We start from the raw sequence: 20277 nt of genomic DNA, 5'->3' as shown, positions 1-20277 counted from the left end.
AGAAACAAGAAAAAAGAGCCAACTAATGATGGTGTTTTCATAATGCAATGCTATAAATTTAATTTAAACTTAAAATTAAGGATTCCAAGGGTTGTATATCTATTCTTATATGGCCAATTTCGTTTTCTACATGTAAGGATAACTCCTTTTTCTTGAACAATTGGTCTTTTACAGGGTAGGTAATATTTTGTAGCCCCCATTCCCTGATGACTTCCCTTGGCAGCTTTAGATCAAATCCAAAAGCCTGGCCACTATCAAAATTAGCAATAATTATGAGTTTTTCGTTCTTAGACCATCTAACAAAGGATAAAACCCGATGATTATAATATTCTGTATGATCTTTGTTATAAAAATGAATATCCTTGTATTTTCCCATTAAAGCGCTACTGTTAATGGTGAAATTGAGCAAGTTCCTGTAAAATGTCCTTAACTCTTTTTCATTTGGGGCTAATTGGCCTCCGTCAAATTTCTTATTGTTAACCCAGCGTTGAAAATGGGGAACCCCAACATAATCGAAGATGGAGGTTCTACCTGGAGATCCAAATCCAGGACTTTCACTGGCTGGTTCACCTACTTCCTGCCCAAAGTAGATCATGGTGGGTGAGGTACTTATAGTAGCGGAAACCACCATGCCAGGCTTGGCTTTTTCGGCATTACCCAAAAATTCCGGAGAGGCAATACGCAGCTCGTCATGATTCTCCAGAAAGTGAAGCATTTGATGTTCAATATCCATGAGTCCGTTTTGGACTACAGGTATATGGTCTGTCCACCCATGGCCCTGCATGATATGTTTTAAGGAGTCATAGAACTCAACCTTGTCATAGAGGTAGTCCATTTTCCCTTTAAAGATATACTCCCTGTAAAGGTTGGGGTTGTAGACCTCTGCCATTAAAAACGCCTCAGGATTTTTCATTTTTATGGACGAATTCATAAAGCTCCAGAATTCTACGGGAACCATTTCGGCCATATCATAACGAAACCCGTCCACTCCCTGATCTAACCAAAAGAGGGCAATATCCCTAAATTTTATCCAGGAATCGGGAACGGCTTGATTTTTCCAGAATTCAAAATGTTCGGAAAAATGTTTATGGCCAAAATCTTCTGGCAAGGTTGCAAAATCCCTGTGTCCGTCCGGACTAATTCCATAATTAATTTTTACGGTCTCATACCAATCATTAAAATCGGGTTTGGACAAACGGGATCCATTTCCAGTCCATTTTGCGGGGGATTCAACAAATTTACCATCGGCCATGTTAGTTTTTTCCCCTCCCAAGGGTAAGTAGCCATCCCGCCAATCCGGGACAGAGAAAGATTCCCCGGGATTGTAATAAAAATTGTTGTCCTTGGCATAGACTACAGTGGTGTCGTCGTTGATTCCAAAATCCACCACCCCTTTCGGATTGTTTTTACCTTCATATTTTCGGGCAATATGGTTGGGAACGATATCAATGATAACCCTTAGACCTGCTTTGTGACTCCTGTCCAACAGCTCCTTGAACTCCAAATTTCTATGGTTGGGGTCATTGGCCAAATCTGGGCTAACACTGTAATAATCCTTTACGGCATATGGCGAACCCGCCCTGCCCTTAACTATATCCGGGTCGTCATTGGAAATGTTGTAAGCGGTATAATCCCTTATGAGGGCGTGATGGGGAATACCCGTATACCAAATATGGCTTACCCCCAGACCCTTTATTTCTTTTAGGGCCTTTTCCGTAAAGTCGCTAAATTTGCCCACACCATTTTCCTCTATGGTCCCCCAAGGCTTATTGGTGGTATTGGTATTTCCGAACAATCTGGTAAATACTTGGTAAACTACTGTTTTTCGAATTTCAGTGGTCTCTTTCATTTGGTGCTTTCTTTTCGGAACAAAAGGCCTAACTATGTATTGCTTGGCTTTACGGTGCAATAATGGTACTTGTTTTTGGATTTAGAGGCTATTTTTTCAAAATTTTTATTTTGGGCGTAACATTTGGTTAACTTTTAGGGTTTTTAAATTAATGAACCAACTCTTTCATCTTCCAATTGTTTTGGGTTTGCTGTTATTAGTGAATATTTAGTTGATCTGGAAATGGGTTTTCTTGCCAGCGGTTAAAACCACTCGTTTTCCGTTTACCCGAATAGACATTTCATCCGTGCCTTCCAGGTCAAATGTGGTTTCGTTTTCGGTAACCTTAACCTTTAGAATTCTATTTCTGAAATTAACCTTGAAGGAGTAGGATTTCCATTGTTTTGGTATTCTTGGGGTAAAGGATAGTTTGTCTTCCAATATCCGCATACCCCCAAAACCTTCCACTATGCTCATCCAGGTACCGGCCATGGAAGTAATGTGCAATCCTTCCTTTACTTCCTTATTATAATCGTCCAAATCCAATCGGGAAGTACGGAGATAAAAAGCATAGGCCTGGTCCATTCTGTTCAGTTTGGCCGCCTGAATACTGTGTACGCATGGGGATAAGGAAGATTCATGGACGGTATAGGGTTCGTAAAAATCGAAATGCCTTTCCAATTCTTCTGTAGTAAAATGGTCTTCAAAGAAATAAAACCCTTGAAGGGTATCTGCCTGTTTAATGTAGGGCGACCTTAAGATCCTGTCCCAACTCCATTTTTGGTTTATGGGACGTTCTTTGGGGTTTAATTCCTTGACAGGGATCAGTTCCTTGTCCAAAAAGCCATCTTGTTGTAAATAAATACCCAATTTTTCATCAAAGGGGAAGTACATTTTTTTGGCCACCTTGGCCCAGGCCTTCGTCTCATTTTCCGAAAGTTTGGTTACCCCTATAATTCTATGATAATCATCCGGATAGCCGTCCTTGACTTTTTGCAGCTCCTGAAGTGTATAGTTAATGCACCATTTGGCAATATAGTTGGTGTAAAAGTTATTGTTTACATTGTTTTCATATTCATTGGGACCAGTGACCCCTAAAATTACATATTGGTTCTTTTGGGTAGAAAATGTGGCTCTTTGATGCCAAAAGCGGGCAATCCCGATTAAAACCTCCAATCCCATTTCCGGGATATAGGTATAATCGCTTGTAAATCGGTAATAATTGTAGATGGCAAAGGCAATAGCGCCATTGCGATGAATTTCCTCAAAGGTTATTTCCCATTCGTTATGACACTCTTCCCCATTCATGGTTACCATGGGATATAGGGCGGCACCATTTACAAAACCTAATTTTCGGGCATTTTCAATGGCCTTTTCCAAATGGTTGTACCTATAGGTCAAGAGGTTCCTTGCCACTTTTTTATTCTTGGTGGCCATATAAAAGGGAATACAGTAGGCCTCGGTATCCCAATAGGTACTACCGCCGTATTTTTCCCCTGTGAACCCCTTGGGGCCAATATTGAGCCTGGAATCTTTGCCCAAGTAAGTTTGGTTTAAATGAAAAATATTGAAGCGAATTCCCTGTTGTGCCTTAACATCCCCTTCAATGGTAATATCGCTCATTTCCCATATTTTGGACCATGATTTTTTTTGTAGCTCCAACAGAGGCTCAAAGCCTATTTCGGTTACCTTTTGCAAAACCTTTTTGGCAGCCGATTTCAGTTCGTTGGCCTTATGGTTTGTAGACACCGTATATCCGCCAAATTTGATGAGTGAAAGGATGTCCCCTTTTTTAATGTCCTTTTTAAAATGATGTACTACGCTAGTATCGGATAAAGCATCCAAAGGTTTTTCAATGACCAATGTATTATTATGGTACAATTTGGATTCCATAAAAGTACAGGTAGCAAAGTTGGTCTTCATGGTATGTGCCTCGATAAAGGCTTGGAAACCATTTGTTGTGACCTCTGTAGTGTTCCAAAATTGGTCGTCCCAATTGGTGTCCTCATTGGTGATGCCACTATCAAGATAGGGATGAAAGGCAACGGAGCAATCCTGGTTAATGGACTTGATTTCATATTTTATGGCACCTACTTCATCATAATCCAAACTTAGGAAGCGGATAATCCTTACCTCAATTTCGGCGTCATTTTGTAGTGTAGCAATAAAACTCCTGGAATACCAACCTTCCTGCATATTTAATTCCCTGCGAAAGCTCTGTATGTTTTTACAGGTATTCAGATCCAAATTTACCCCGTTAATGAGAACATTGATCCCAATCCAGTTAGGGGCGTTCAATACCTTGGCAAAATATTCTGGATAACCGTTCTTCCACCAGCCCACACGTGTTTTGTCCGGGTAATATACCCCTCCAATATAACTTCCTTGAAAAGTGGGGCCGGTATATTTTTCCTCAAAATTGGCGCGTTGGCCCATGGCACCATTTCCCAAACTGAATAAACTTTCCGAGGATTTTACTCTTTCCCTTTCAAATCCTTCTTCTATGATAGACCAGTTATCCGGCTTTATATAATCTTGGTTCATTTGCTAGTGTTTCTAGGTTATCGCAATGGGGTTTTGATGATAAATATCAGATTCCAAATGGAAAGATAGATGCCAATTTAAATAATTATTATCAATGTTCGCCAAGGAGTTTATCCTATTAAGCGTTTTAGGAATTTATCATCTATTTCCGTGAAATTTGCAAAAACAAATTTTGCCTCTGAAAGCACTTTTTTTTCCCCGATCCCAATGCTCAACATTCCCGCATTGTTGGCGGCCTCTATACCGGCCACAGCATCTTCAAACACTACACATTCCTTGGGTCGTACGCCCATCTGCTCGGCGGCCAACAAAAATACTTCGGGATCTGGCTTGGCTTTGGTTACCTGGTTACCGTCCACAATGACTTTAAAATAATCCGTTAAGTTTACTTTTTCCAAAATTGGACGGGCATTTTTACTGGCAGAGCCCAATGCCATTGGTATGTGGTACTTTCTTAGAAACTGCAGTACTTTTTGGACATCTGGTAAGATTTCCGATTCGTCCATTTCTTCTATAAGGGACAAATAATCCTCATTCTTCTCTATCAACCATCGGTTGAACTGTTCTTGGGATGCCTTTATGTTCCCAATTTCCAATAGGATTTCCAGGCATCTTTTGCGACTTACCCCTTTAAATTGTTCATTTTGTTCTTGGGTAAATTCAAATCCCAATTCGTTGGCCAATTTTCTCCAAGCTAGGTAATGATATTTGGCAGTATCCACAATAACACCATCCAAATCAAATATAAATCCGGTTTTCTTCATAGGTTTAAGATATTAATTAAAATTTGGCCAATCTTTAAAACGGGGAATTTATTGTTGGAAAAGCAACTCTGTAGGTGGTAGTATTGGGAAGAAGGAAATCTTATGCAATGGCTCAAGTTTGTCCCTGAGATGAAGTGGATCAACTCCTAATTAAAAGTGGATCCGCGCTCTATCAAGGTGGGTTCCAAAACCCTTGTTACATAGGTTTCCTCCTCCATATGATTTTCTACCTTTTCAATTAGTATTTCTGCCGCTATTTCTCCCATCTGTTCACCGTGTTGGGCAATAGCAGTTAAGCCAGGAGAGGCGTATTTGGATAGAAGTCCGTCTGTAAAACCTATAAAGGAAATATCCTCAGGAATTTTCAGACCTTTTCCCTGTACGTAGCGCATACTGTGAATGGCAAATATTTCGTTTACACTCAACACAGCGTCTACTTTTTCCCTTGCAAAGAAATCCTCAATAAGCTGTTCATTGATTTCCATGGAAGGGAATTTTAATATCAGATTTTCGTTGTATTCCATTCCATTGTCCAATAAGGCATCCCTGTAGCCTGTAGCCCTTTCCCTGCTTACACTTATATATTCCTCCGTGGTAATCAGGGCTATTCTTTTTCTACCGTCTTTTATGAATTTGGTTACTGCATTATAAGCGCCCTTTCTGTCATTGATAATTACCTTGTCGCATTTTATATCTTCGGCAACACGATCAAATAAAACCAAGGGTATGCCCTGTTCCGTAACTTCCTTTAAATGGTTGTAGTCGTTCTTCAATTGAGTGCCCGAGGAAATGGCCATAATAAAACCGTCTATACTCCCATTGGCAAGCAATTCCATATTTATGACCTCCCGGTCGAAAGATTCGTCCGAGACACAGACAATAACATTATAGCCTTTGGCATTGGCGTAATTTTCAATTCCCCGGAAAACTGTGGTGAAAAAATGATGTACGATGTCCGGAATTATCACCCCAATATTCTTAGTGCGCTTATTTTTTAAACTGATTGCAATATTGTTTGGCTTGTAATTGTATAGTTTAGCAAAAGCCTGGACCTTCTCTTTGGTGTCCGATCCAATTTCCTCGCTATTTTTTAATGCTTTGGAAACCGTAGAAATGGAAACCCCTAATTCCCTTGCAATGTGTTTGAGGGTGATTTTTCTTTTCAAAGGTGAATATTTTTTCAAGTGAATATACTACTAAAAATATAAAAGCAATTGTACTGTTTAGGCACAAATTGGATTATTAAATGACAGGCTGTAAAAATAGTATATTCAAGTTAGGAGTGAAATCTATTTTCAAGAATTGTTTAAAAAGTATATATTTTTATCAAAATACCATCAAAACAAAAAAATGATGTATTTTCGTACAAACGAATTGGGTTGGACAGTGTAAAAAATGCCGAAACCGATACTCGACCGTTTAACGCCATCTTATAATTAACGTAAATTAACGAAAACGTTTTAGTTGCATTTTAGGCGTTAAATATGGAGATATGTCAATAAATAGGTATTTTATTATTTACATTCGCATATATATTGGAATATTTTAAGAAATATTAAACTTAAATATCTTTTTTCAACTCAATTACAACTAACAAATTTTAACTCAATTAAAACTAACGATGTATGAAGCTTAAATTACTTAAAAGCTTTTTGCTATTTGGAACATTTTTGTGTTTTGGATTAGCTTCAGCTCAAGAAGTATCAGGTACGGTATCTGATGCTAGTGGCCCCTTACCGGGAGCCAGTGTAGTGGTCAAGGGAACAACCAATGGCGCACAAACGGATTTTGATGGGATTTTCACCATTAGTGATGTGGATGCGGGTTCCATCCTTGTTTTTAGCTATATCGGCTATAAAACACAGGAGGTGGTGGTAGGTAACCAGACCACTATTGATATTATGATGGAAGAGGATGCCCAGGCATTGGCCGAAGTAGTTATCATTGGTTATGGTACCACTACTGTAAAGGACGCCACCGGTGCGGTTTCGGCCGTAACTTCCGAGGACTTTAACGGAGGGGTTATTTCTTCTCCCGAACAATTGATCCAGGGTAAAACCGCTGGGGTTCAAATTTCCCAAGGAAGTGGTGAACCAGGTTCTGGTGTTGCCATTAGGATAAGGGGTACTTCTTCGGTAAGATCCAATAATGATCCCTTATTTGTGGTAGATGGTGTTCCCCTTCCTTCTGGAGGTAGTTCTTCTGAAGGTACGGATATAGGGGTAGGATCTAGTTCTGCTAGGAATCCACTTAGCTTTTTGAATCCAAATGATATTGAAAGTATGAGTATCTTAAAGGATGCGTCATCAACCGCCATTTATGGTTCCAGAGGTGCCAATGGGGTGGTTATTATTACTACCAAGAGTGGTAAAGGCGGGGCACAGGGAGGTACTTGGGAGTTTTCTTCCGATCTAAGTTTTTCATCACCGGCCAATGATTTTGATTTGTTGAACAGGAGCGAATTCCTGTCCGCTGTTTCTGCCTTTGGTGGTAGTGCAACGGATTTAGGGAATGATACGGATTGGCAATCATTGGTAACCAGAAACTCATCCTCGACCAATAACAACCTAGCCTACTCCCAAAATTATGGATCGGGCAACGTAAGGGCCACGTTTAATTATGGTAAACAATTTGGGATTGTACCAAAATCTTCTCAGGAAAGGGTCACAGGTAGAATTAATCTTTCCCAAAGAGTATTTGACGATAAATTGAGGTTGGATTTGCAGACTACTCTTTCAAGAGTAAATGATGAGGCGCCGCCATTAAGTGGTAGTGCTGGATCTACAGGGGATATGTTGGGTGCCGCTTATTCCGCCAATCCTACCTGGCCAGCCAATAGTACGTTTAATCCTGGGGATAGGATCAACCCATTAAACTTGTTGGAGAACTGGCAAAGTTTAACCTATACCGATCGTTTTCTGGTCAATTTTTCGGCCTCATATGATATTGTACAAGACTTAACGGCCAAGGCTACTGTAGGTTACGATAAATCCAATTCTACCCGTGAAGCGGAATTGGGCAGTAAATCCTTTAATGTGGGCCGTGGTGCCGGCGGTAATGGTAGAGGTACCTTAAATGACCTCGATTTGGAGAATCGATTGTTGGAACTTACCTTGACATACAAAAAAGAGTTCGATAATTCGGTATTGGATGTTTTGGGAGGTTTCTCATATCAGGATTTCAATACCAAAGGAAGAAATGTGGAAGGTTGGGGTTATTCCACAACCAATTTAAACTCTATGGCCAGGAATTTAACCGATGCCGCGAGCAAGATCGAATCCATGATTACAGGCTCATACCAGCAGTATGGTTACTCATCCGGGGGAGATGCCGATCTATTTGTGAACAGACTTTTTTCAGATCCAGAACCGGATACTGAATTGTTGGGGGAAGTAAGTATTCCTGTGAAATCAATTTTCACCAATACTTTTGACAATACGGATGAGTTACAATCCTTTTTTGCCAGGGCCAATTACAGTATAGCAAATAAATATTTGTTCACTGCAACGGTAAGGGCCGACGGTTCATCGCGTTTTGGTGAAAATAACCGATATGGTATTTTTCCCTCTGCTGCTTTTGCTTGGAAGATCAATGAAGAAGATTTTATGGGAGATGCTATGTCTACCTTAAAACTTAGGTTGAGCTATGGTATTACCGGAAACCAGGATGGACTGGGGTATGGAAGGTTCGCGAGAAGGGAACGATATTCCACAGCCATAAATGGGGATCCCAATATTAGTGATGGTGGAGACGTTAACGTACCTGGAATTACAACCGTGGAATTTGCCAACCCAGATTTAAAATGGGAGGAAACTACCCAATATAATGTAGGTTTGGATTTTGGGTTTGCCAATGATCGTTTTAGCGGTTCGGTAGATGTGTATCGTAAGGAAACTAGGGATTTACTCCTTAATATTGAGGCAGCACAGCCTTCTCCGCAACCCACCTTTTTCCAAAATTTGGATGCCATTGTGTTGAACCAGGGGGCTGAGTTCTCCTTGAATTATGATATTCTGCAAGGAGAGGATTTCGACTGGACCGCTGGTTTTAACGTGGCCTACAATAAAAATGAAATTACCGATTTTGATGGGGAAATTGCAGCGGGGACCATTCGGGGTGCCGGTCTGTCCAACGCTTTTGCCCAACGCCTTGCCTCTGGACAACCTTTGTATTCCTTTTATTTGAGGGAGTTTACCGGTTTCGATGCCAGTGGAAATCCTGTGCACGAGGGTGGTGTGGATAATCAACAGTTTGTAGGTAAGAGTGCCCTACCGGATTTTACGGGCGGTTTCTCTACCTCTGCCAGTTACAGAAACTGGTCTGCCTCTATGTATTTCAATGGGCAATTTGGTAACTATATCTACAATAATACCGCCAACGCCTTTTTTACGGGAGGTGCTATTGGAAGTGGTAATAATGTAACACAGAATGTGGTGGACTTGGCAGGACAGGAAGGTAGATTTGCCGAAGCTTCGGTGTCTACCAGATTTTTGGAAAAAGGAGATTTTGTAAGATTGCAAACGGCATCCATTTCCTATAATGTTCCTTTAAAAGAAGGCTTGTTCAAGTCAATGAGACTTAGTCTTACAGGCCAGAACCTTTTTGTGATTACGGATTATTCCGGTCTTGATCCGGAGGTAAGTGTGGCGCCGGCCAGTGCTGCCCTATTAAATGGTCTGCCTATAGCGGGTATCGATTATAGCGCCTTTCCAAGACCAAGAACATACACATTAGGATTTAACGTAACTTTTTAATCATAGCATTATGAACATTCAAAAATATATGAAACCCGTTTTCGGCTCCGTATTTGTACTGGTAGGTCTTGTTGCCTGTACCAATCTGGAGATAGAAGAAACGGATTCGATAATTAGTAAGGCAACCGGTGGCGGTTTTACACCAGTGGCCAATCCGGCCTCCTCTCTTAGTGACCTTTATAACAAAGTGGGGGGCGATTTTGCATCTCAGGAAAACATGTACGCAATGTCCGAAGTTACTACGGATGAGCTGTTGATACCCACACGTGGAACCGACTGGGGCGATAATGGGATCTGGAGACAGTTGCATACCCATACTTGGACCCCTGCGCATTTGTTTATTAAAAATGCCTGGAACAATTTAAATCAGAATGTATTTAGGGCTTCGGAGATTATAGAGAGTAATCCGGATGCCGCAGTAATGGCGGAAGCCAAATATCTAAGGGCCTTCAATATGTTTTTTTTAATGGACTTTTTTGGATCCGTTCCCTTTAGGGAAGTGGATGAAGGCCCTGAAGTTAATCCAAAGGTATTGGCCAGGAGTGAGGCTTTTAGCTTTGTGGAGTCAGATTTATTGGCAGCATTGCCGGGCTTGCCCGATGGTAGCCCAGGTACTGCCAATACGGGAACTGCTACAAAGGCGGCGGCTAATTTTCTTATGGCCAAATTATATTTAAACTCCCATATCTATAATGGTAGTGCAGTTGATAATGCCAATATGCAAAAGGTAATAGATGCTGTTGACGATATAGCGGATTTGGGCTTTGGGATAGAGACGGGGTATTTTCAAATATTCGAATCCTCTGATGATATTGAGACTATTTTCTATTTGAACAGTGATATTGGGGGGAGGATTTGGAATAGTCTGCATTACAACATGAACTCACCCGATAATACAGGTGGTGGTTGGAACGGATTTTCTACCTTGGCCGAATTCTATGACTCTTTTGAAGGTGATCCCAATAGCAATTATGTGGGCGATGGCCAGGAAGAAAGAAGAGGTTGGGTACCGGATGCTTCCAATGCCGATAATATTAATTTAGGTCTTGGGTATGGCTTTTTAATCAATCAACAGTACAATGAAGACGGTACTAAATTGAAAAATAGGCAGGGAGGCGATCTAATATTGAAAAAAGAGTTGACCTCTTTGGTAGGAAATGGCGAAGCTGACGGTGTCAGAATTCTTAAATACCACCCAAATGACGGGGGAGAAATTAACTCCTTTAGAAAGCACCAAATTCTTTTTAGATATTCCGACGCCCACTTGATGAAGGCCGAGGCCATGATGCGTATGGGGGAGGATGTTACTTCAATGGTCAATGAATTGCGTCAAGCTAGGACCAATACCCCTGATTTGCCCAGTGTTACGGAGGACGTACTACTGGCCGAGCGCGGAAGGGAGCTTTATATAGAATTTTGGAGAAGGAACGATTTGGTTCGATTTGATAAATTTACGGCTCCTTGGGGCTTAAAGGAGGTAAGTGGGGATCCCAATATGAATCTTTTCCCAATACCGGAAACCGCACTGCTTTCCAATCCTAATTTGGTACAGAACCCGGGATATTAAAAATTTAGTTTAGGTTTTTTTATAAAAGAGGGCTGTTCAAGTGAACAGCCCTCTTTTTATGTGGTAAAGGTTTCAGCCCTATTGTTATGATAATTATTTGGCAAAATAAATATAAATCCCAACAACTATAATACAAATGGCAATCCCAATATGGTTTACATATTTATAAGGTTCAATGGAAACCTGTTGGGTGTATTCCAATTCAAAGGCTTCTTTTCTAGGATACAACTTTCCAATTAGAAGCATGATGGCTGCATTGGTTACAAACAGAATGGCCATGATGTGCAAAAAGTGTGGATACGCATCGGCTTCTATTAATTTCAAGGCGGCAGGGTCCGTAATGCCAGAGGCCTTGGCCGATTCCAAGGCACTTTCTACGAACTGGCCCTTGAGAACAAACTGACTTAGAATGTATAACAATGATCCGGAAAAGATGCCAATTTTAGCAGCAATGGCTGGGACCCTCTTGGTTAAATACCCCACTACAATAATGGTGAAAATTGGAATACTGTATATGCCGTTTATCTCCTGCAGGTAATTGAACAAACTTCCGGCATTGGCTATCATTGGAGCAATGAACATGGCAGCCAAAGCCAAACAAATGCCAAAAATCTTTCCGTATTTAACCACTATTTTTTCAGAGGCCTCCTTATTTATGTGCTGTTTGTATATATCAATTCCGAACAAGGTAACCGAACTGTTGAGCACACTGTTAAAGGAACTTAAAATAGCCCCGAACAATACAGCTGCAAAAAAACCGACCAAAGGTTTTGGCAACACGGCACGGACCAATTCTGGATAGGCAAGGTCACTTGAAGCCAAACCGCCGTCAAAATAATAATAGGCGATCATTCCTGGCAATACTAAAATTAAGGGTCCCAGAATCTTAAGAAAAGAGGCCAATAATAATCCCTTCTGGCCCTCGGCCAAATTTTTGGCCCCCAAGGCCCTTTGTATAATTTGTTGGTTGGTGCCCCAATAAAAAAGTTGTACCAACATCATCCCAGTGAAAATGGTTGAAAATGGTACTTCCTGTCCCGCTTCACCGGTAGAGTCAAATCGTGCGGCATCCGATGTAATTAAATTGTCAAGACCTGTAAACATATTGCCGTCCCCAATGGCCATCAATCCAAAAATAGGTATTAGGATTCCACCAATGATTAGGCCAACAGCATTAATACTGTCAGAAACGGCCACCGCCTTTAAACCTCCAAAAACCGCATATATGGAACCTATGATTCCTATCCCCCAAATACAAATTACCAAGGCCGAAGTTTCGGATACGCCCAAAAGTTCGGGAACATTGAACATACCACTGATGGCCACCGATCCTGAATATAAAATAACGGGTAAAAGTACTACCACATAGCCAGTTAAAAACAGGCCTGAAGTGATGGTCTTGGTAGTTACATCAAATCTTTTTGCCAAAAATTGGGGAATGGTGGTAAGCCCCCCCTTTAAATATCTTGGCAATAGAAAAACCGCCGTAACTACCATGGCAATTGCTGCCAATGTCTCCCAGGCCATTACCGATAGGCCATCGGTATAGGCACTGCCGTTAAGACCTACTATTTGTTCCGTGGAAAGATTTGTTAAAAGTAAAGAACCAGCGATTACTCCAGCGGTGAGACTTCGACCACCCAAAAAGTAGCCGTCGGAGGAACTTTCATCAGTTTTTCGGGTAGCCAAATAGGCAATTAGGGCCACTAATAGGGTAAAGCCTACGAAAGAAAGAATTCCTAACATTTTATGATTGTATTTAATAGATTGTAGGGCTAAATATATTGGATTATTTATAATATCTGGCATGTATATTTACTTTATCACAAAAACACCTAGGGGGTGTATCAAAATTCTATCGGCAAAGAGCAAAAAAATATCAATTATTAACAGTGCCTACACCTGTAATTTATTGAACTTTAGTTATCTTGTCCTTGAATATCAAAGGGTGGTTTTTTCCTTCGGATACCAGCTTCCATTGCGATTTTTAATCATGGGAATGGAGGTTCAAAAAAGCCTTGTGCAGTTTGGAACATACCTTTCGTGGCAGGCTGGAAAAAATATCGGTAAATGGTTTGAAATTAAAAACAGTAAAAGGGCTTAAATTCATTTAATGGATTTTAAGACTGTCTCAAAATAATCACAAAGATATATGGGGAAATTTATGATAAGGGGTAACCTTATTTTATTGGGAGTGTTATTGTTGGGGTCTTGTTCTCCCAAAAAGGAAATGGATAAAGAAGGCAAATTTAATGAGGATACCTTATTCACCTTATTGGCCTCCGAAAAAACAGGAATCGACTTTGTTAACGAGGTAGTAAACCAGAAAAACTTTAATATTTTTAAGTATAGAAATTTTTACAATGGCGGCGGAGTGGCGATTGGCGACATTAATAACGATGGTCTGCCCGATATATACCTTACCGGGAACATGGTTCCCAATAAGCTTTATTTGAACAAAGGAGGTCTCCAATTTGAGGATATTTCCGAAAAAGCAGGTGTGCAAGGTAATAAACCTTGGTCTACAGGGGTAACTATGGTGGATATTAATAACGACGGATTATTGGACCTTTATGTTAGCAATGCGGGTAACATGGAGGGAAATAACCATGATAATGACCTCTATATCAATAATGGCGATCTTACTTTTACAGAGAAGGCAGCCGAATATAATTTGGCTAAGACCGGATTTTCTACCCATGCCACGTTTTTTGACTATGATAAGGACGGGGATCTGGATGCTTATATCCTGAATAACAGTAATGTGCCCGTAAGTAGTCTGGGTTATGCGGAACAACGTGAGGTAAGGGCCCAGGATTGGGCAGGGGTTCCGGATATCTTTAAAGGCGTAGGTGATATGCTTCTTAGAAATGACAACGGCAGTTTCGTGGATGTAAGTGAAAAGGCCGGTATTTATGGAAGTTTAATTGGCTTTGGACTGGGGGTAATGGTCAGTGATATTAATGGGGATCTATATCCGGATATCTACGTTTCAAATGATTTTTACGAAAGGGATTACCTCTACATAAATCAAAAAGATGGCACCTTTAAGGAGGAAATTGAACAATGGACCTCCCATCTTAGTTTGTCGGCAATGGGTATAGACATGGCCGATATAAACAATGACGGATATGCGGATATCTTTATTACGGACATGCTGCCGGAAGGGGACCAAAGGGTGAAATCGGTTATGGAGTTTGAAGGCTACAACGTCTTTAAATTAAAACAGAGCAAGGATTTTTACCAACAGTATATTCAAAATACCTTGCAGTTGAATAATGGAAACAATTCGTTTTCCGAAGTGGCTTATTACAGTGGGGTGGCCAAGACTGATTGGAGTTGGGCCGGACTCTTGTTCGATATGGATAATGATGGTCTAAAGGATATTTACATAACCAATGGTATAAACCACGATTTGACAGACTTGGATTTTGTTGACTTTTTTGCCAATGAAATTATCCAGGAAATGGCACTCACAGGAGAGAAACAATCCATAGATTCCATTATAGCTAAAATGCCCATTGCTCCCCAGCCTAATTACGCTTATAGGAACAATGGAGACATTACCTTTTCCAATGAAACCAAAAATTGGGGACTGGAATTGCCCAGTATGTCCAATGGAGCGGCATATGGTGATTTGGATAATGATGGTGATCTGGATATTGTGGTCAACAATGTTAATATGGAGGCCTTTGTATATGAGAACCACAGCGAAAAAAAATCAGGGAACAATTATCTTAAATTAAAGTTTGAGGGTAAGGATGGGAATAAATTTGCCATTGGAGCTACCGTGAAGCTTTACTTTGACAAGCAGGTAATAGTACAGGAATTAATGCCTTCCAGAGGGTTTCAATCCTCGGTGGATTATATAATGACCATAGGCCTTGGCAAGAATAACACCATTGATTCCCTACAGGTGGTTTGGCCCGACGACCGTACGCAAAAATTCAGCGATATTAAAACCAATCAGTTCCTGACCCTTAAAAATTCCGAGGCACAGGAAATATTTGTTCCGAATAATAAAAGCATTGCCAACCCACTTTTTAAAGAATTGAGCAATTCCAAGCTTTTAGTGCACAAAGAGAATAATTACAATGATTTTGATTACGAAGGGCTGATCTCCAAAATGCTATCCCAAGAAGGACCGGCTTTGGCAGTGGCCGACGTAAATGCTGATGGTAATGAGGATATTTTTATAGGGGGCGGAGCCAATCAGGCCGGGGTACTCTATCTACATAATGGCAATGGAAGATTAACTACTGCCCTTCAAAAGGCCTTTGAAAAGGATATGGCACTTGAGGATACAGCGGCAGCCTTTTTGGATGTAGACGGTGATGGTGATATGGACCTTATGGTAGGTAATGGGGGAAATCAGGTGGGTGATGAGAAACTCTATAGGGCAAGACTCTATATTAATAATGGTCAAGGAAGGTTTGAAGCTTCCTCTGAAATTTTGCCCAGTACCTTTAAGAATATTGCCGTAATTACACCCCACGATTTTGATAATGATGGGGATATGGACGTATTTATTGGGTCTAGGAGTGTTGTAGGAAACTATGGCTTGGATCCTGACCATTTATTCCTGGAGAATAACGGAGATGGTACTTTTACGGACGCTACCGAACGTCTAGCTTACGATACCAAACAGGCAGGTATGGTTACGGATGCTATTTGGGTAGATATGGATGGTGACCAGAAGAAAGATTTAATAACCGTAGCCGATTGGGGAAGACCGGTAATCTATAAGAACTCCGGTAAGAGAATGTCCAAGATGAATACTGTATTGGATAGTTTAACCGGATGGTGGAATGTGGTGAGTGCAGAAGACCTGGACAATGATGGGGATTATGATTTGATTTTGGGAAATCAGGGGAGCAATGTACCCTATTCCTGTTCCATGAAAAATCCAATGAAGTTATGGGTCAATGATTTTGATAATAATGGGACCATTGAACAAATTACCACTCGCAATTTTGAGGGCAAGGATTACCCCATTCATCAAAAAAAGGAGTTGACGACCCAAATGGTGGCCTTGAAAAAACAAAACCTCAAAGCTTCGGAATATGCGAAAAGAACGATAGGGGAATTGTTTTCTGACGAAACTTTCAATAAATCCATAGTAAAGGAAGGTACCATACAGGAATCGGTAATAGCAATAAATGAAGGGGGAGGGGAATTTACCATCAAAAAATTACCGGGACGTGTACAATTGTCCTGTGTTTGTGGAATCACCTGCACAGATGTTAATGGTGATGGCTATGTAGACCTTATTATGGGCGGTAATAATTTTGAATTCAAGCCTCAATATTCTCGCCTGGATGCCCATTTTGGGAGTGTACTTTTGGGAAATGAAAAATTGGATTTTAAATGGCAATCGTACGATGAAAGCGGGTTTTTAATAAAAGAGGAAGTGAAGCATATTGAACAGTTTCAGGATAGCCATGGCAAACGGTTCATAATAGCCGCCATTAATGATAACAAACCAAAAGTTTTTGCGCTGGATGAGTAGATGTAATTTATATGTTTTCGTCGCCGTAGTCCTCTTGGGTTGTGGACCAAAGGAGGGTGAAATTTTTAGGAATCCATCGCCCAGTGAAACGGGGATCCACTTTCAGAATACCGTTACCGAAACCGATGACCTGAATATTCTGGACTATCTGTATTTCTACAATGGAGGTGGAGTGGCTATTGGGGATATCAATGGGGACGAATTGCCCGATATTTTTCTTTCCGGGAACCAAGTTGAGAATAAATTATACCTTAACGAGGGCAACCTAAAATTTAGGGAAATTACGGATACTGCCGGTATTGCTGGGGAAAGTACCTGGAATACCGGAGCAATCATGGGCGATATAAATGGGGACGGTTTTATGGATATTTACGTCTGTGCGGTAGTGGGGATTAATGGCTTTAATGGACATAATGAGCTTTATATAAATAATGGGGATACTACTTTTACGGAAAGCTCCGCCGAATTTGGATTGGATTTTGATACGTATAGTAGTTCCGCGGCCTTGTTGGATTATGATTTGGACGGGGATTTGGATATGTACCTACTCAATCATGCCGTACATACCCAAGAATCTTACGGAAAGGCCGAAGTAAGGAAAAAGAGAAATACACAGTCTGGGGACAGGCTACTGCGGAATGATGGAGGTGTTTTTGTAGATGTTAGCGAAGAAGCAGGTATTTACGGTGGCGCCAATGGATATGGACTGGGCATTGCCATAGCCGATTTTAATCAGGATGGATATCCGGATATCTATGTTGGGAACGATTTTCATGAGGATGATTATTATTACACGAACAATGGCGACGGTACATTTTCAGAACAATTGCGCAGTTTTTTTGGACATACCACCAAATTTTCCATGGGCAATGACGTAGCAGATATTAACCATGATGGTTGGCCAGATATCATTTCTTTGGATATGCTTCCTGAAGATGAAAAGGTACTGAAGTCTTCCGAAGGCGATGATCTCACCCAAACCCAAATATTGCGGGTAGCCCGTTTTGGGTACCATTATCAGTATTCCAGGAACATGTTGTTTGTAAACCAGCATGACGCACCTTATTCCGAAACAGCGATACAAAGCGGAATTGCGGCTACAGATTGGAGTTGGAGTGCACTTTTCGGCGATTATGACCAAGATGGGGAACAGGATATTTTTATTTCCAATGGTATACCCAAAAGACCCAACGATCTGGATTTTATAAAATTCGCTTCGGACGAACAAATAAAAAATAAGCTCAACAATACCAAACTTGTGGACCAGCAGGCCATAGATATGATGCCTTCCGGAGTAACGCATAATTATGTTTTTAAAGGCGGTGAGGATATGAAGTATAAGGATATGTCCGGTATTTGGGCAGTCAAGGATACCCTAATTTCAGGCGCAACGGCCATGGCCGATTTGGACAATGATGGGGATTTGGATCTGGTAACCAATACGCTTAATACTGCAGTGGCACTGTACATCAACAAAACGGATACCAAGGCCAATTATTTAAAGCTTAGGTTTAATTATACAGCGCAGAACAAATTTGGTATAGGCACCAAAGCTTTTGCCTATGTAAATGGGAAATTGCAGTACAAGGAACTCTATACCGTTCGGGGATTCCAGGCCTCTTCCGAACCTATAATCCATTTCGGTTTTGGGGAGGAGATTAGAATAGATTCCCTAAAAATAATTTGGCCAAATAGAACCTTTCAAGTCTTAAAAGAAGTGGCCACCAATCAGACCTTGGTTATTTCCCCAGAAAACACAAAACCCTTCAATTATAGTTCCCTTAAGCCTTCTTCCAAGAAGATGTTCAATAAGCTTGATGATAACTTGGGAATAAATTTCACTCATGTGGAAGATAATTATCTGGATATCAACAGGCAAAAATTGATTCCCTATCAAATCTCAGATCGTGGTCCGGCATTGGCCATTGGAGACTTAAATAACGATGGGAAAAAAGATATTTTCTTTGGTGGGTCCAAATACATTCCCTCCAGAATATATTTACAAGGCGATACTACCTATTTGGAAAAAAGAATAGCGACTATTGCCAACGATTCCATAAAGGAGGATGTCACTGCAGTAATAGCCGACCTGGACAATGATGGGATGGCCGATCTTGCCATAGGAACCGGAGGCGGGGATTTTTATGACGAAATGCCTCCTTTGGCAGATAGTTATTACATTCAAACCACTACAGGTTTTGAGCCTGGTATGTTGCCCCGATATTTTGAAAATGCAGCCATAATACGGGAAGGTGATTTTGACAATGACGGGGATTTGGATTTGTTTATTGGCAATAATGCCATAACCAATGATTTTGGTAATATCCCCAATTCCTTTTTGTTAAGGAATGACAAAGGTAGGTTCACCGCGGTAGAAAATAAGGAACTGCAAAAGGTAGGGATGGTCACCGATGCCGTCTGGACCGATTTTGACAATGACGGGGTCTTGGATTTAATAGTAGTTGGGGAATGGATGTCTCCAAAATTCTTTAAGAACAACAAAGGACAATTAATGGAAGTTTCACTTTTGGACCGAACTTATAATGGACTCTGGGAATGTATAATACCCTTTGATATCGATAAGGACGGAGACTTGGATTATTTACTGGGGAATTGGGGGAACAATACCAAATTTAAGGCTTCGGATAAATATCCAATGAAAATGTTCTATTCGGATTTTGACCAGAATGGAAGTACAGAAACTATCGTAGCTACTGAAAAAAACGGCAAATATTATCCCTTGGAAGGATTGGACGAATTATCGGCCCAAATGGTTGGCTTACGAAAGAAATTTTTGACCTATAAATCCTTTGCAGGAACATCTATAGAAAATATACTAGACAAAAATTCCCTTGCCAATTGTGACGTTCTGGAAGTAAATACGCTAGAATCCGGATATTTAGAGAATAATGGAGGGAAATATTCATTTGTTCCCTTCAAATCGGAATTACAGCTTGCACCAATAAAGGCCTTTATAGAGTATGATTTTGATAAAGATGGGAATACGGAAATTCTGGCAGCTGGGAACTATTTTGGGATCAAGCCATATCACGGGAGGTTGGATTCTTTCTCCGGAGCCTTGATAAAGGATAAAAATAATGTAATTTTGGGTAATAAATTGGGCCTTGAATTGGAACTTAAATCCGTTAGACATTTGAATACGATAGATTTAAACGGTAAAACCTACCTCCTGGTTACTTTTAATAATGATAAGGCCCAGGTGTATGAATTTGGGGAATAAAAATTTAAATTGGTCTATCCCTTTTTATGTGGGCCTTGGATTAATAGCAATCTATGTATTATATGGACAA

General features: G+C 40.6%; 10 protein-coding genes. 5 read left to right on the top strand and 5 right to left on the bottom strand.

Going from position 1 to position 20277, the window contains the following annotated elements:
* Positions 1 to 58: 58 nt before the first annotated feature.
* The 4 genes from QSE00_RS03730 to QSE00_RS03715 all read right to left on the bottom strand — a co-directional run bounded on the left by QSE00_RS03730 (position 59) and on the right by QSE00_RS03715 (position 6302).
* Positions 59 to 1849: an alpha-amylase family protein gene (locus QSE00_RS03730; RefSeq protein ID WP_286104907.1), complete on the bottom strand. Its 1791-nt coding sequence runs from the start codon at positions 1847 to 1849 to the stop codon at positions 59 to 61.
* 207 nt (positions 1850 to 2056) lie between these two features.
* A complete protein-coding gene (locus tag QSE00_RS03725; RefSeq protein WP_110354613.1) occupies positions 2057 to 4372 on the bottom strand; it encodes a glycoside hydrolase family 65 protein in 2316 nt (771 codons plus the stop codon).
* 110 nt (positions 4373 to 4482) lie between these two features.
* Complete coding sequence (gene pgmB, locus QSE00_RS03720) at positions 4483 to 5136, bottom strand: beta-phosphoglucomutase (RefSeq protein ID WP_286104906.1); 654 nt, start codon at positions 5134 to 5136, stop codon at positions 4483 to 4485.
* A 146-nt stretch (positions 5137 to 5282) separates the two neighbouring features.
* Positions 5283 to 6302 carry a LacI family DNA-binding transcriptional regulator gene (locus tag QSE00_RS03715; RefSeq protein ID WP_110354803.1) on the bottom strand — a complete coding sequence of 340 codons (1020 nt, stop codon included), beginning with the start codon at positions 6300 to 6302 and terminating at the stop codon, positions 5283 to 5285.
* Positions 6303 to 6761: 459 nt separating this feature from the next.
* On the opposite strand from QSE00_RS03715, the gene QSE00_RS03710 reads away from it, so the two are divergent.
* Positions 6762 to 9890: a SusC/RagA family TonB-linked outer membrane protein gene (locus QSE00_RS03710; RefSeq protein ID WP_286104905.1), complete on the top strand. Its 3129-nt coding sequence runs from the start codon at positions 6762 to 6764 to the stop codon at positions 9888 to 9890.
* Between the two features lie 10 nt (positions 9891 to 9900).
* The gene (locus tag QSE00_RS03705) at positions 9901 to 11457 is read left to right on the top strand and encodes a RagB/SusD family nutrient uptake outer membrane protein (RefSeq protein ID WP_286104904.1); all 1557 of its coding nucleotides are present in this window, start codon (positions 9901 to 9903) and stop codon (positions 11455 to 11457) included.
* A gap of 93 nt (positions 11458 to 11550) precedes the next feature.
* Here the strand turns inward: QSE00_RS03705 and QSE00_RS03700 are convergent, their stop codons facing one another.
* On the bottom strand, positions 11551 to 13203 hold the full coding sequence (locus QSE00_RS03700) for a solute:sodium symporter family transporter (RefSeq protein ID WP_110354804.1): 1653 nt from the start codon (positions 13201 to 13203) through the stop codon (positions 11551 to 11553).
* Positions 13204 to 13210: 7 nt separating this feature from the next.
* Between QSE00_RS03700 and QSE00_RS03695 the strand changes: the two genes are divergently transcribed.
* The 3 genes from QSE00_RS03695 to QSE00_RS03685 are packed head-to-tail and all read left to right on the top strand — an operon-like array spanning position 13211 to position 20207.
* Positions 13211 to 13561, top strand: coding sequence for a hypothetical protein (locus QSE00_RS03695; protein ID WP_286104903.1), 351 nt, complete (start codon positions 13211 to 13213; stop codon positions 13559 to 13561).
* A gap of 48 nt (positions 13562 to 13609) precedes the next feature.
* Positions 13610 to 16966: a VCBS repeat-containing protein gene (locus QSE00_RS03690; RefSeq protein ID WP_286104902.1), complete on the top strand. Its 3357-nt coding sequence runs from the start codon at positions 13610 to 13612 to the stop codon at positions 16964 to 16966.
* Positions 16959 to 20207 carry a VCBS repeat-containing protein gene (locus QSE00_RS03685; protein ID WP_286104901.1) on the top strand — a complete coding sequence of 1083 codons (3249 nt, stop codon included), beginning with the start codon at positions 16959 to 16961 and terminating at the stop codon, positions 20205 to 20207. Before QSE00_RS03690 ends, QSE00_RS03685 begins: the two co-directional genes overlap by 8 nt.
* The last annotated feature ends 70 nt before the right edge of the window (positions 20208 to 20277 follow it).

Origin of the sequence: Arenibacter flavimaris (assembly GCF_030291335.1) — a bacterium.
In the GTDB taxonomy this organism is placed as follows: Bacteria; Bacteroidota; Bacteroidia; order Flavobacteriales; family Flavobacteriaceae; genus Arenibacter.
Note: the sequence above shows the minus strand (reverse complement) of the source record. Positions and strands in the feature narration are given on the sequence as shown.